We start from the raw sequence: 13,410 nt of genomic DNA, 5'->3' as shown, positions 1-13,410 counted from the left end.
TAAAAATGCGGAGGCGCTTATGCTGGCTACACACATTAACGAGGTCAAGATTTGGCTAAAAGAGAACCCGAACCCTGTTTATCGCAAATTGTTTGTCATTTTGAAAAACATTCGCGCTTGCGACCTTCCAACTCCAAGTGTCTTCAATAAAACAACTGCTTTTCTGTACAACGGAAGCAAAGCCCTCTTTGCCAATATGGTTAGAATTCTGATTCACACGCCAGCCTTTAAAGGCCGCCTCACTCAATTTGGCAAACGACTTTATCTATTTGGTGGTGTACCACTCGTAACCGGCCCCCTTAAAATTTATTTGGGAGACGACTGTAGAATCTCAGGACAAAGCACATTCAGCGGTCGCACCCAATCATTAGAAACAGAGCTTATCGTTGGCAATAACGTCGACATCGGATGGCAAACTACAATAGCGGTTGGTAAACGCATTGTTATTGGCGACAACGTAAGAATGGCCGGTAGAGCGTTTCTCTTTGGTTATTCTGGCCATTCTTTACACGCGGGGAAAAGAGCCTTGGGGGCTGGCGATAGTGAAAGAGACATTGGCAACATCACCTTAGAAAGAGACGTTTGGTTAGGTACAAATGTTACCGTCTGCCCGAACGTCACTATCGGTCAAGGTACCATTGTAGGAGCTGGCAGTGTCGTAACGAAAAGCCTTCCTTCCTATGTTGTTGCAGCTGGCAACCCCGCCAAAGTAGTTCGTAAACTAACGAGTAAGGAGATGGAATAATGCGTGATCTCATCGTATTTGGCGAAGACTTTGGAGGCTTACCTTCAAGTACACAACACATCGTTTCTCGACTAGCTGCGAATAGAAAAGTGCTTTGGGTTAACTCAATCGGCCTACGTCAGCCTAAGCTTAATAAAAAAGATTTTGCTCGTGCTTTCGCCAAACTACTAGGCCAAAGCAAAAAAGGCTACTCGTCGAAGAATGAGCAACTGAGTACAAATATCACTGTCGTAAACTTAAAAACTATCCCTGCTCCAAAATCTTCGTGGGCAAGGGAAATAGCAAAGTCCATGCTATTAGCTCAACTCAAGCCCATCATCGAAAAGCTGGGGCTAACAAAACCGATTTTGTGGACTTCTCTTCCGACTGCTGCGGATTTATGTGGCAACCTAGATGAAGCTGCGGTTGTTTATTACTGTGGAGACGATTTCAACTCGCTTGCTGGTGTTGATCATGAAACAGTGAGTAATCATGAGAGAAAGCTAGCTGAAAAAGCTCACCTTATCTTGGGTGCAAGCGAGGAAATCTGCAAAAAGTTTGACGGATTAAAAACCGCGCACATCCCTCATGGCGTAGACTATGAATTGTTTAACACCTCAATAAGCCGTGCTCGAGACCTTCCCTTAGACGGTAAGCCTATTGCTGGTTTTTACGGCAGCATATCCCAATGGCTGGACTATAAATTGATAGCTCAAGTCTGTTTGGATAATCCTCACTGGAACTTCGTTTTTATCGGGCCATTGGAACTAGATCATAATCCTTTGCCGAATTTTCCAAATGTATTTTACTTAGGCCCCAAACCACACCGAGAGTTGCCTCGATACAGTCAACACTGGGATGCGAGCATGCTGCCTTTCTTGTTCAATGATCAGATTCAAGCCTGTAGCCCTTTAAAACTGATGGAGTATCTAGCAGCCGGAACACCTGTTGTTACAACGCCGTTTCCAGCACTTGCTCCTTATCGATCACACGTCAGTATTGCCAACGATGCGAGACAGTTTAGCCAATCACTCAATCAGGTTCTCAGTATAGAAAACACTGATACCGAGATTGTTCGTCGCGACAGCTGGGATGCTCGAAGTCGAGTTGTCAATCAGCTTCTGGAGTCACTATGAATGAACTGAAACTGCGCTTTATAATTATCCTTAATGCAGCTTGGAGGCAGAGGTACGTAATTGTTCTACCAATGCTGATCATGCCTTTTGCTGGATACTTCGTCGGGAAAATGGCTCCGGAGAAATACGTCTCCCATACCAGTATGCTGATTCAGGAAACTGCAAAAATGAACCCGTTTCTGGAAGATATCGCAGTTTCAACCATGCTCAAGGAGCGTTTGGCAGCTCTGAGTACATTGCTCAAGAGTCGACATATTTTAAGATCCGTTGCCAAAGAGCGTGGACTGATTGACGATTCAATGTCCCCTTTTCAAGTGGATCAAGTCATCGCAGAGCTCGCAGCAAGCTTAACGGTTACTCAGCCTGGAAAGGATTTCCTTAAAATTCAGCTTTCTTCTACTCAACCTCAAGGCATGAAAGAACTATTAGAATCTGTCAGCGAGCACTTTATAGAGCAAATGCTGGCCCCAGAACGCTCTTCAATCAAAGATTCAAGTGAGTTTCTCACCATGCATATTGATAAGCGAAGAGAAGATCTCGACTTAGCAGAAACAGCACTTGCCGATTTTAAGAACAAAAACGCCTCCGTTACGCCTGAAATGCAAAGTCAGAGTCTTGCGAGGCTTGCTAGCCTGAAGCAAAACTTAGCCGAGAAAGAGGCGGAACTTGCTGGGGTTGAGCGGAGTCTGGGCTCACTCGATCAGCAACTGTCTAAAACCAACCCCGTCGTTGGTAAAATTGAAGATCAAATCATAGAAATTCGCAGTGAGCTAACTTTACTAAGAGCTAAATATACTGATAGTCATAGCGCTGTACTCGGCAAACAGCGGGAACTTCGTCGACTTGAAAACGAACGTTCGGAACTTCTTAAAGTTGAGCAGCCAAATATCAGCAGCGACCAACTTTGGGATATCGCGAGTAGCAACACTTTGTCTGACATCAGCCAAATTCAACCTTTGCTCGTTACCCAGTTACACAGCCTTCAGCTAGTGCGGGGAAGGTTTGAATCCCTGAGTGAAGAAACCAAAAGCTTGCGTAAAATGATTGAAGATCTTGAGCAACAAGCGAACCGCTTCGGCGACAACGCAAAAGACATGTTCCAGTTGCAGAGAGATGTTCAAATCAAAAGACAACTCTACGATGAGTTGATTCAAAGGTATGAGATGGCTCAACTTACAGGCTCATTAGGTATCTTTGAGCAAAACAAGCGAGTCAAGATCATTGATTTACCTTATACGCCAAGTTCACCAGCTAACCTACCCATAGTCATATTTATTATCGCAGGGTTCGTCGCAGGTATTGGCCTAGGCTGTGGTATCGCTACGCTCATTGAGCTTTTTGATACTTCGGTTCGAAGCGCGAGTGAGTTGCAGTCTCTAACAGGCAAACAGGTGATCACTGCAATTCCTAAAATAAAACCGTTTCAATCATAAAGAATCTCAAAATAAAACACCTCACACATGAAAACTTAACACACTGTTATATAGGGACTTTTTTTTGGCACAGGTTATGCTATTTCTAATTTAAACCATCGAACACCAAGGAAATCGCATGACCAGTCAACCGAAAACAACCATACATGTTGTTCAGCATTTGGCACCAGGTGGATTAGAAACATTAGCCATCAACATGCTCAAGTTTGCTAAACCAGACGATAACGTTTTCCTGATCAGTCTCGAAGGAAGTCGCTGCGAAACATTGGCAAACTGGCCTAGCTTAAAGAACGTTGAAGATAAACTTATCTTTCTAACCAAGAAGCCCGGTTTTGATTTTGAGGCGATATCTAAACTGCGTAAACTATTCAAACAAATTAAACCTAGAGTCGTTCACACTCACCACATTGGGCCTCTAATTTATGGAGCGACTGCAGCTAAATTGGCAGGTGTTCAACACATAGTCCACACAGAACACGACGCTTGGCATCTTAACAATCAAAAACATCTTCTGTTGCAAAGCCTTGCTTTAAAGCTATCCCGTCCTAATCTGGTGGCAGATGCTGGGCTAGTTAAAGAGCAATTAGATGAGAAACTCAACTATGCCAATATCACTGTAATAAAAAACGGCATAGACTGTGAAAGATTCAAGCCGGGATCTCAGGCACAGGCACGCTTTGAGCTTGGCCTACCTGCGCATGGAAAAATCATAGGCTCCGCTGGACGCCTCGAAAAAGTAAAAGGTCACGATATCCTTCTCAAGGCACTCCCTCTCATTAATAGCAATGTGACTCTCGCTATTGCAGGCATAGGAAGCCAAAAGGACGCATTAACACGACTGGCTGAAGACTTATCTATCTCTCATCAAGTACGGTTTCTCGATTTAGTTGAGGACATGCCAACCTTTTATCGTGCTCTCGATGTATTTTGCATGCCATCAAGATGCGAGGGTTTCCCCCTTGCTCCACTGGAAGCGCAAGCGTGTGGCGTTCCTACAGTCGCGACAAACGTTGGTGGTACCAATGAAACGTTATGTCCTATAACAAGTCAGCTCGCGGAAGCAGAAAATAGTAGTGAGCTTGCTTTAAAGCTATCCCAAATGTTGCTTGAGTCCCCTCAATCCTCACCACGCCAGTTTGTTGTCAACAATAACGACATTCGAAAAATGGTGGATGCCTATAGCGCAATAACACAGGAGGAATACGCATGATTGATCTGACCATTGGAATTTTCTTCACAATCTGTGCTGGGCTCATCGTCTATCACCATGTCGGCTACCCTCTTGTGCTTGCTTGGTATTCTAAGCGCCACCCAGTGGAAGAAGTAAAGCCAATCGAACGTGGTTACAAGATCGCTCGTTCAGATAGACAATGTGCTGACATCACCATTCTTATCCCTGCATATAACGAAGAACAGTGGATCGCAGACAAAATTCGCAACTTAGCCTGTCTGGATTACCCGAAAGAACATTATAACGTCATCGTCGCTTGTGATGGTTGTACCGACAATACTGCTCAAGTGGCTCAGAACACGATTCAAGAAGCCATTTGCTGTGATACACATTTTGAAATTCGAGTATTTGAAGAGAACCGCGGAAAGGTTGCACTAGTGAATGAGCAGATGCTAACGATATCAAGTGACATTACAGCATTGAGCGATGTGTCAGCTCTGATTTCTGTCGATGCCCTGCTGGTCGCCAACCAACACTTCAAAGATAAAACTGTAGGTGCTGTTAACGGACATTACCAATTACTTTCTAGTGGCAGTGAAGGTGAAAGCAAATACTGGCAATACCAAAGCAGAATGAAACTGCATGAGGCGAGTTTGGGTAGCACACTTGGCGCTCATGGGGCTTTCTATTTGTTCAGAACTCACTTGTTTGAACCGCTCAAGCAAAACGTTATCAACGACGATTTCATCATTCCAATGGAGATTATTCGTAAGGGATATCGAGTGGACTACGACAAGGACATGATTGCATTAGAGCTTGAAGCAACCAACACCGACAACGATTTTAAACGTCGACTCAGAATTTCTGCTGGCAACATGCAGCAAGCCCTGCAATTGGCGGAATTGTTTTTGCCACGATACAAAGGCGTCGCTTTTGCTTTCTTTTCAGGCAAAGGTTTAAGACTAATAACACCATACCTCATGATTCTGTGTCTGGCGCTTTCTGTAGTACTTATTCACCATCCAATATTTTTCATCGGGAGCATTGCACAGCTCGCTGTTTACTCAATTGCGATTCTGGGGCATGTGTTCCCACACATATTTAGTCATAAATACTGTCAGTTAATCACATACATAGTAGCAGGACACTTTGCCAACCTAATTGGTGGCTTACGCTATTTGTTCGGTTTCGAAGCCACTCGTTGGACAAGAATTCAATGATAAGGAGCATCTTATGAGCAACGTATCTTCTTTATATTCAATCTGGTTAGCAAAACGTATCTTCGATTTTCTATGCGCTGTAATCGGACTTTTGATGCTGTCACCCATCTTGCCCGCGATTGCCCTAGCCATAAAACTCGACTCCAAAGGACCCATTTTCTATAAGCAGCTGCGTGTGGGCAAATCGACACCAGAACAAATGATGTTCTTTGAAATCATTAAGTTTCGTACCATGTATGTCGATGCAGAAACGCGTACAGGTGCAGTCTGGGCGACAGAGAACGACCCAAGAATTACTCCAGTCGGTCGTTTCCTGAGAAAGACACGCCTAGATGAGATCCCGCAGCTGTTTAATGTCATCCAAGGCGATATGTCATTGATTGGCCCACGCCCTGAACGCCCTAGCTTTTATAACAAGCTAGAAACGGCCATCCCTTACTTTGCTGACCGTACCTATGGAGTAATGCCAGGCATCACAGGGTTAGCGCAAGTTAATCAAGGCTATGACACCTGTATCGATGACGTTCGCAGAAAAGTCGGCTTTGACCATAGTTATGCCTTATCACTGCGTTCGCTAAAGTCTTGGATTCTGATGGATATCAGCATCATTACCAAAACACTCATCGTCATGGTCGACGGGCGAGGACGATAAATCAATCATTTAGAGGAGAGCAATCACGCTCTCCTTTTCTATTTTGGTATAAAAAAACGCCAATTCGATTAGTTGTGAAGCAAACAGTTTAAAAACCAATAATTTGCTCTTGCACGACCCAAAAAGTCTCGGTAATATCCATCTCGTTCTTAAGGAATGGGTCCGTAGCTCAGTTGGTTAGAGTACTACCTTGACATGGTAGGGGTCGGCGATTCGAGTTCGCCCGGACCCACCACTCCTTGCTTAAACGCACTAAGAACAAAAATTTGGGTCCGTAGCTCAGTTGGTTAGAGTACTACCTTGACATGGTAGGGGTCGGCGATTCGAGTTCGCCCGGACCCACCAAATTTTATAACAAAGCCCGCTTAAAGCGGGCTTTGTTGTTTTTGGAGATATCTCATTAGATTGAGTTAATCTAATGCGCTTCCTCTAGCCGTTTTTCATTACCGAGTATCGTGTACTCTTGGCTAGCCTGCTCTAGCGTGTTCTGATATCCATCATAAGAACACTCTCCAATATCGTTTCTCGGACATATGGAAACATGATTCTTATCGATCATCTCTATTCCACAGTTCGGGCAATATCTATCCATGGCAACCTCCTGACGTTGTCTGCCTTGTACATACAGGTTCATAACCCTGCACTAGTCACTCTAGCTATTTTCAGATTCGAAACCAGCGATACCACTCTCGGGTTTACAGCTTTTTACACTCTATTACAGTATCTGCTGTACTCATCATCATGTTTGCATAACAAACATGATTTCCAGCACAAGCTAACTTTCTATTGCAAATTCAGGCTTGGCTTGTAACGTTCTTGCAATATAGGCAATGATCAAGAGATTAACGATAAGTATCACAGCTCCAATTATGCCCGGGTGATGAATCAGGCCATACACTTCGAAAGGCACGTAGATCACACAGCCTATCAGTGCTAGCCACTCCGTCCAACGAAGTCCTTTCCATAAGCCATAAGCCTCAACCCATCGAATAATCGTGTATGCCAATGCACCCAGCATAAACCATTGAACATTGCCTTGCGGAAATCGCCCCATCGCTTCTATGAACACACCCGGTAAATGATGAGCTGGGTTTAAATGAGCGTGCAACACCAGAGATTCAGCCCACTGCTGCAAATCTTTTCCGGCTAAAAGGTGTAGACCCAATGCGACAGCAAATGACAGCAGCCCTTTTAGTGCTTCGAGAATCGCAATCAGCTTTAACCCTGGTTTCGCTTGTACTTGCATCTATTCAACTTCCTCATGCAATACGTTGAGATATAACCCAACCGAAAGTAACACGTTGATTAATTGCTTCATGAAGATTGTGTCAATTTTTCAATTTGACCGAACATGCTGAATCACGCATAGAAGAAGAGAAATGGCCTAATACGGATTAGGCCATTCTATTTACTACGTTTAATAAGGATTGGACGCTTCGACACTTTGCTGGGTAAATGGCGGGAACCCAGCTGGTCGCCACTGATTAATGTGAGTCAGAAAAGAGCTGTCTTTCACTTTGATTGACGCTTTTCCGTAGTCAAAACTATTGAGTTTATTGCGCATAGCTTCATTGGAGAGATTATCACCTGACAGTTCATACCAAGAAGTTATTGGCGGCGTTACAAACTGCCCATAGTGATTTTCTGCAACCTCATTGTCTTTGGCAAAACGAATGCAATGAGTCAAAATACTATCCTTGTGGTAAACCACTTTTAGATGTTCGCCTTCCATTGGTAATTGTTCTCTTGGCTTAGTTTCCAAATCGCCGTGACAGCTCACTGAACCATATGCGACAACATCATCAATTGTCCAGATGATGACTGATTCCCAGTCATGGCGATGGCCCCCTAACCCAATCCCTGGAATTGCCTGATCTTTTTCATAATAGGTGTCATAGGCTTGAGCACAGTACTCCTGCCCATCACTTCCCTGTACGCAAGCGTAACGGTGAAGGGTATTTGAAATATCGAGAAAGCCTGCATCTCTACAACTTCCATTGAGCGCACCTGATGGTTTCAACCCCGGATTCATTTCTCCATTGCGGCTTATACCCGCAGCGGGATAGCAACCGTCACCATCCCAATCGAAAACAGGAACCTGAGCCGATATATCAATTAAGCTGGGTAGTGCTTCATCCAATCTTGGGAACTCTGCTGCATTGAGCGAAATAGGAGCACTGAGTAGAACGGTAGTTATTATTTTCTTCTTCATAAAAGCCTCTGGACCAACGTTGTGTTTAAAATGGTGGTTTACAACCAGCACAAACATAGGCGTGATAAAGAAACAACCGTCAGAGCTCGCTCACAGCTCTTTGATTCCTCTTAGTTATGAAGCATATTTTTGCTCATTAAGCTCTTAATTATCAATAAGTAACCCAAAAAACAAAAAGGCCGTAACACTTAATGTTACGGCCCTATAGTCTGTTTGATGCTTTAAGCTTCTTCTGCGACTTTTTCTGTTTCAAAGTTCGCGAAAAGTGAGTCAACAATCTCTTTCGAACGTACTGCTAGAACAGAAAGCAAAGTATCGCTCAGACCATGTGATGATTCACAGCAACCTTGAAGGAATACGTTCACTTTGCAAGATTCCTGCATTGGTAGACGATAATGACGCTCAACCTGCTTATCCGACATTAGTGGTTCTAGTTTGTTCAACATTTGGTTGAACTGGTCATAGCGATAGCCAGTAGCAAGGACAACCGCATCGTAATCGTGCCAGTTTTGCTCGCTATGAATGCGATCATTATAACGAAGCGCAATCTTACCTTCTTTCTGCCCTACTTCTTGAATATCGTGGCAACGTAGATGTTGATGCTTGCCTTCGCCAGTTACACGCTGAAGGTATAGACGCTCATAAATCGCGCTAAGCTCTTCGGTATCGACAACTGAATAGTTTGTGCCATTGAAGCGAGAAAGGATGGTTTTACGCTCTTCATCGGTGCTCTTGTATACGTGATCAGTGAACTCAGGGTCAAAGATCTCGTTAACGAATGCACTGTCATCTGCTGGGTGTAGAGCAAAATTACGGTTCACTAAGTGAACTTCACCTTCTTCATAACGGTTTGTCAGGTCAACGAAGATCTCGGCAGCACTTTGACCGGCACCTACAACCGCAATCTTAGGTGTCTCCGTACCAGCATTAAACTGTTCACGCCACACCTTGTATTTCGAGGAATGGATCACCTTCTCGTCACTCAGGCCGTTAAACAGCTCTGGAAGTTTCGGCATACCACCCATACCAATCAATAGGTTTTTCGCAATACGTACTGTTTGGTTGCCGTTGATATCCGTTGATACAACGCGAACTTTAGTAATTTCGCCATCAACTTCAATCGGTTCGATGTCGATAACGCGTTGTCCATAAGTCACGACAGAATCAAACTGGTTTGCAACCCAAGTCAGGTAGTCATTGAATTCGACGCGTGAAGGGTGCAAAGAGCCCAAGTTGATGAATGAACTTAAGCGGTCATGTGAATGTAGGTAGTTCACAAAGGAATAAGGGCTGGTTGGATTGCGCAGCGTCACCAAATCTTTCAAACAAGAAATCTGCATTCGAGTGCCATCTAGCAACATGCCACCATGCCATTCGAAATGAGATTTCTGCTCTAGGAAGCAGTAGCTTAATTCTTGGTTCTGCGCCGTTTCTTCTAACGCAATTGCAATTGACAGGTTAGCAGGGCCAAAGCCCACACCAAGCACATCATATTCCTTAATCTGGTCTGTCATTTTTGTAACCTCATGTTTTTACGTTGAGCTCTTTGGCTCTCTATCCCCGAGACACCCTAAAACTGGGTTGCGATACTAAAAGCAATCGCTAAAGAAGGTATCTCTCAACTGACACATTAGAGCTGCCCTCTTATGAGGGAAGTCGAATTCTTTTAACTTGGCGAAACCGAATTTCTGCAGATAGCCAATCATCTTGGCATTATCTGCTCTTGGTTCGCTGACGATTTTCTCTGTCCTAGGATCGGACAGGTAAAGGAAGTGGCATACTGAAGGAAGCCAAGCGGCCACCTTATGACTGCCACGGTGATGCTCTTCACCAACAAGCATATGAATACCGCGGTCGTAATCGCCTGCTGCATAATATGGCGCGATGCGATCTTCTTTTGTCCAATAGGCTTCAATGTAAGCAAAGGGTTCGTTATTGAGGCACACAATCAAGAGCTGGTTTTTATCATTGACCAACTGCTCCTCTAGATAAGCTTTATGCTCTTCTAAAGTACCTGTCTGCTCCCAAAACGCAGCCACTCGTTCACTGTTTTGCCATTTTGAAAACAGCTCAGCATGCTGCTCTACATCTAGCCCAACCAGAGACAGCGTCTGCTCTAGCTCAGGAATGTAGCGGCTGTATAGCTCACCTTTTTGAGGTCTTGGGCGAAGAGGATGATAGCCATTAGAAGCGAGAATCTGCTTATGTGGAATAGCGCGACGCTGCTGTTTTAGCCACAGTTCGGGCAACTGCAGTAAAGCTTCTCGCCAAACCAGACGAATACCTTCACCTGTGACATGAGTGATGTCGTTTAACGATGAAAAAGTAAACTCGCCGAGATCAATACAACGAATATCCGTACGATGCTCAAGCATAAGCACAAAAGCTTGAACCACTTCCTTATCGTTGATGGCACTGCTGGTTACACGCCAATAACCGCCACCTTCCTTGCTAAGTGTTAACTGACCACTTGGCATCTCAACGCAACATATATCCCCTTGTTGCTGAACACTCTGCCCAAAGGGCAGAGTGTTGAGGGTATCGCTATTACCAGTCATAGCTCACGCTCGCGATAACATTGCGGCGGTCACCGTAGTAACACCAGTAGTTGCTAGTACAGGTAGCCACATACTCTTTATCAAAGACGTTTTTCGCTGCAACTTGGAATTTATAGTCATCAAATCGGTAACTAACTGTTGCATCATAAAGTGTGTATGAAGGCACCGTATTCTGGCCGTTGTTGCCAGTATAGGTATCACCGGTATAACGCAGGCCGCCACCAAGACTTAACCCATCAAGAGCACCACCAAAGAACTGGTATTTAGCCCATGCAGAAGCCAATTTGTCTGCGACTTGCTGAGGTTGCTTACCTATAAGTGAAGCATCTTTGTCGTCTTTGATTTCAGAATCAACGTACGACAGGTTTCCTATTAGAGTTAAAGCTTGAGTGACGTTCGCAACAGCTTCTAACTCCAAACCGCGGTTTCGGATTTCACCAACTTGCTTGATGTCAGTACCATCGACTTGTACAACATCCTTCTTAGTAGCCTCGTAAACAGAAACATTAAAGTAGCCGTCGAAGCTTCTAGGTTGATATTTAACGCCAGCTTCGTACGCTTCACCACGTTCAGGTTTTGCTGGTTGGTTATTTACAGTCTGAAGCTTAGGCTCAAATGACTGTGCATAGCTAACATATGGTGTAAAGCCATTAGACATTACATATGCAATACCAGCATTCGCTGTCCATTCTTCATAATCAGCTTTATACGTCACGTTTGTTGATTGGTTGGTTTGCTCGTTAGAAGTATCATCATAGCGAGCACCTACCTGGACGACCCAATCTTGGTAGCGAACTTGATCTTGTACATAAAGACCAAATTGACTGTTATCGGTTACAGTCGTCTGCATATCAGATTCACTTAGCTGACCAAAGGTCCCTGAGTTAGAATCGAGTAAAACAACATTATTACTGTAACTAGGATTGAAAACGTTAAACGTTGGGTCAGCAATAGTTCCTAGAAGTGGAACAGTAACACTACTGTTGCCATCGGCGACTAAAGGATCATTACCAGCATAGTCTTTACTATCAATTTCAATCGCTTGGTAATCTAAACCAGCAAGCAGAGTATGTCTGACATCACCAGTTTTAAAATTGAACAGCAGGCGGTTATCGATGTTGAATGCGTCTGAATGACCTTGCTCTGTCGTCACACCTCTTAAGATGGTCTGTCTAGAACTGGTTGGATCAAGTACTGCTCCTAGAGCAGAATCAGCAGCGTAACCTGCAAAATACATCTGACGAAGATCAATATCCATACGACTGTATCGAGCAGATTGAGCAAAACTTAGTGCATCACTAAACTGGTGTTCAAACTCGTAACCTAAAGACAATTGCTCACGCTCAAACTTTTCCCAATCGGTGTTACCTACTGCCAGCTCATCGCTAATCTGACCGTTTGGGTTGCTGGTCAAAGTACCTTCAACAGGCAAAAACTGTAGATAAGGGTTGGAATCGTCTTTCTGGTAGCTTGTCAGAAATGTAATACTGTTCTTATCGTTAATATTCCACGCTAATGATGGTGCTACAAAGATACGCTCTGCATCAACATTGTCGACTTTAGTACCATTCTTGCGGCCCATAGCCACTAGGCGGAAAGCGACATCTTCATTAAGTTCGCGATTAACGTCCAAGCTAATTTGAGTTCTATCATACGAACCATATTCAACGGCCACTTGACCTGAACCGCCATCAAATTGAGGACGCTTGCTTACCGTATTGATCAACCCACCCGGTGGGTTTTGTCCGTACAAAACAGAAGCAGGGCCACGCAGAATCTCTACGCGCTCTAAACCAAACGGGTCAATCTGCCAGCTGTAAAAGCCTGCTGAATATAGACGCGTACCATCTTGATAAAGACCTGTACCTGCCTGTTCAAAGCCACGTACAACAAACCAATCTTGCTTGTTATCATCGCCATAATAGTTGGTCTGGATACCTGGGGTGTACTGAAGTGCGTCTGAGATGCTGATTGACGCGCGGTCGTCCATTTGTTCGCGAGTAACAACCGAAACAGCTCGTGGCGTTTCGTGGATTGCTAAATCCGTTTTGGTTGCTGTACGACTTTTTTGTCCTAGATAACTGAAATCTGGGCCTACGGCACTATCGTGCTCTTGACCTACTACCACTACTGTTTCGTCTTCCGCTGCGTTAACTACGCCAGCAGACAGAGCGAACGCTACTGCCAAACAAGCCGGGCTCAGCAAAAACTGCCGATTCATGTCTTTCTCCTTAACTCTCGGTTTTACCGAATATTATATTAATAGTTATGATAACCATTATCATTAGCATTTCGAATGCGAAT

The 13,410-nt window shown here is 44.3% G+C and carries 12 protein-coding genes and 2 tRNA genes; 8 read left to right on the top strand and 6 right to left on the bottom strand.

From position 1 onward, the window contains the following. Window positions 1-19: 19 nt before the first annotated feature. The 8 genes from IX95_RS09440 to IX95_RS09405 all read left to right on the top strand — a co-directional run bounded on the left by IX95_RS09440 (window position 20) and on the right by IX95_RS09405 (window position 6,681). On the top strand, window positions 20-745 hold the full coding sequence (locus IX95_RS09440; protein WP_038159118.1) for an acyltransferase: 726 nt from the start codon (window positions 20-22) through the stop codon (window positions 743-745). After that, the gene (locus IX95_RS09435; protein ID WP_038159116.1) at window positions 745-1,860 is read left to right on the top strand and encodes a glycosyltransferase; all 1,116 of its coding nucleotides are present in this window, start codon (window positions 745-747) and stop codon (window positions 1,858-1,860) included. The genes IX95_RS09440 and IX95_RS09435 overlap by 1 nt, the downstream gene beginning before the upstream one ends. Continuing rightward, entirely contained in the window at window positions 1,857-3,293 is a 1,437-nt protein-coding gene (locus IX95_RS09430) for a GumC family protein (RefSeq protein WP_006962368.1), read from the top strand. The genes IX95_RS09435 and IX95_RS09430 overlap by 4 nt, the downstream gene beginning before the upstream one ends. Window positions 3,294-3,411: 118 nt before the next feature. Then, window positions 3,412-4,503, top strand: coding sequence for a glycosyltransferase (locus IX95_RS09425; protein ID WP_038159114.1), 1,092 nt, complete (start codon window positions 3,412-3,414; stop codon window positions 4,501-4,503). Continuing rightward, a complete protein-coding gene (locus IX95_RS09420; protein WP_038159112.1) occupies window positions 4,500-5,684 on the top strand; it encodes a glycosyltransferase family 2 protein in 1,185 nt (394 codons plus the stop codon). Before IX95_RS09425 ends, IX95_RS09420 begins: the two co-directional genes overlap by 4 nt. Window positions 5,685-5,697: 13 nt before the next feature. Continuing rightward, window positions 5,698-6,336, top strand: a complete 639-nt coding sequence (locus IX95_RS09415; protein ID WP_038159104.1) for a sugar transferase — start codon at window positions 5,698-5,700, stop codon at window positions 6,334-6,336. Between the two features lie 158 nt (window positions 6,337-6,494). Further along, window positions 6,495-6,571, top strand: a tRNA-Val gene (locus IX95_RS09410). A gap of 33 nt (window positions 6,572-6,604) precedes the next feature. Continuing rightward, a tRNA-Val gene (locus IX95_RS09405) sits at window positions 6,605-6,681 on the top strand. A 70-nt stretch (window positions 6,682-6,751) separates the two neighbouring features. On the opposite strand, the gene IX95_RS26510 is transcribed toward IX95_RS09405, so the two are convergent. The 6 genes from IX95_RS26510 to IX95_RS09380 all read right to left on the bottom strand — a co-directional run bounded on the left by IX95_RS26510 (window position 6,752) and on the right by IX95_RS09380 (window position 13,327). Then, complete coding sequence (locus tag IX95_RS26510; RefSeq protein WP_019277768.1) at window positions 6,752-6,928, bottom strand: hypothetical protein; 177 nt, start codon at window positions 6,926-6,928, stop codon at window positions 6,752-6,754. A gap of 183 nt (window positions 6,929-7,111) precedes the next feature. After that, a complete protein-coding gene (locus IX95_RS09400) occupies window positions 7,112-7,582 on the bottom strand; it encodes a DUF2127 domain-containing protein (protein WP_006962373.1) in 471 nt (156 codons plus the stop codon). A gap of 171 nt (window positions 7,583-7,753) precedes the next feature. Then, the gene (locus IX95_RS09395; protein WP_051912522.1) at window positions 7,754-8,548 is read right to left on the bottom strand and encodes an NPP1 family protein; all 795 of its coding nucleotides are present in this window, start codon (window positions 8,546-8,548) and stop codon (window positions 7,754-7,756) included. 221 nt (window positions 8,549-8,769) lie between these two features. Continuing rightward, on the bottom strand, window positions 8,770-10,062 hold the full coding sequence (locus IX95_RS09390) for a lysine N(6)-hydroxylase/L-ornithine N(5)-oxygenase family protein (protein WP_038159101.1): 1,293 nt from the start codon (window positions 10,060-10,062) through the stop codon (window positions 8,770-8,772). 75 nt (window positions 10,063-10,137) lie between these two features. Then, complete coding sequence (locus IX95_RS09385; protein WP_038159098.1) at window positions 10,138-11,106, bottom strand: GNAT family N-acetyltransferase; 969 nt, start codon at window positions 11,104-11,106, stop codon at window positions 10,138-10,140. Continuing rightward, the gene (locus tag IX95_RS09380; protein WP_038159095.1) at window positions 11,096-13,327 is read right to left on the bottom strand and encodes a TonB-dependent siderophore receptor; all 2,232 of its coding nucleotides are present in this window, start codon (window positions 13,325-13,327) and stop codon (window positions 11,096-11,098) included. Before IX95_RS09380 ends, IX95_RS09385 begins: the two co-directional genes overlap by 11 nt. Between the last annotated feature and the right edge of the window lie 83 nt (window positions 13,328-13,410).

This window comes from Vibrio sp. B183 (assembly GCF_000740665.1).
Classification (GTDB): Bacteria; Pseudomonadota; Gammaproteobacteria; order Enterobacterales; family Vibrionaceae; genus Vibrio; species Vibrio coralliilyticus.
The sequence above is the reverse complement of the archived record's forward strand: the minus strand, read 5'-3'. Positions and strand labels throughout refer to the sequence as shown.

Excerpts from the sequence above, each read along its gene's own strand:
- IX95_RS09440 (WP_038159118.1), top strand. The coding sequence starts at position 20 with ATGCTGGCTACACACATTAACGAGGTCAAGATTTGGCTAAAAGAGAAC.
- IX95_RS09435 (WP_038159116.1), top strand. The coding sequence starts at position 745 with ATGCGTGATCTCATCGTATTTGGCGAAGACTTTGGAGGCTTACCTTCA.
- IX95_RS09430 (WP_006962368.1), top strand. The coding sequence starts at position 1,857 with ATGAATGAACTGAAACTGCGCTTTATAATTATCCTTAATGCAGCTTGG.
- IX95_RS09425 (WP_038159114.1), top strand. The coding sequence starts at position 3,412 with ATGACCAGTCAACCGAAAACAACCATACATGTTGTTCAGCATTTGGCA.
- IX95_RS09420 (WP_038159112.1), top strand. The coding sequence starts at position 4,500 with ATGATTGATCTGACCATTGGAATTTTCTTCACAATCTGTGCTGGGCTC.
- IX95_RS09415 (WP_038159104.1), top strand. The coding sequence starts at position 5,698 with ATGAGCAACGTATCTTCTTTATATTCAATCTGGTTAGCAAAACGTATC.
- IX95_RS26510 (WP_019277768.1), bottom strand. The coding sequence starts at position 6,928 with ATGGATAGATATTGCCCGAACTGTGGAATAGAGATGATCGATAAGAAT.
- IX95_RS09400 (WP_006962373.1), bottom strand. The coding sequence starts at position 7,582 with ATGCAAGTACAAGCGAAACCAGGGTTAAAGCTGATTGCGATTCTCGAA.
- IX95_RS09395 (WP_051912522.1), bottom strand. The coding sequence starts at position 8,548 with ATGAAGAAGAAAATAATAACTACCGTTCTACTCAGTGCTCCTATTTCG.
- IX95_RS09390 (WP_038159101.1), bottom strand. The coding sequence starts at position 10,062 with ATGACAGACCAGATTAAGGAATATGATGTGCTTGGTGTGGGCTTTGGC.
- IX95_RS09385 (WP_038159098.1), bottom strand. The coding sequence starts at position 11,106 with ATGACTGGTAATAGCGATACCCTCAACACTCTGCCCTTTGGGCAGAGT.
- IX95_RS09380 (WP_038159095.1), bottom strand. The coding sequence starts at position 13,327 with ATGAATCGGCAGTTTTTGCTGAGCCCGGCTTGTTTGGCAGTAGCGTTC.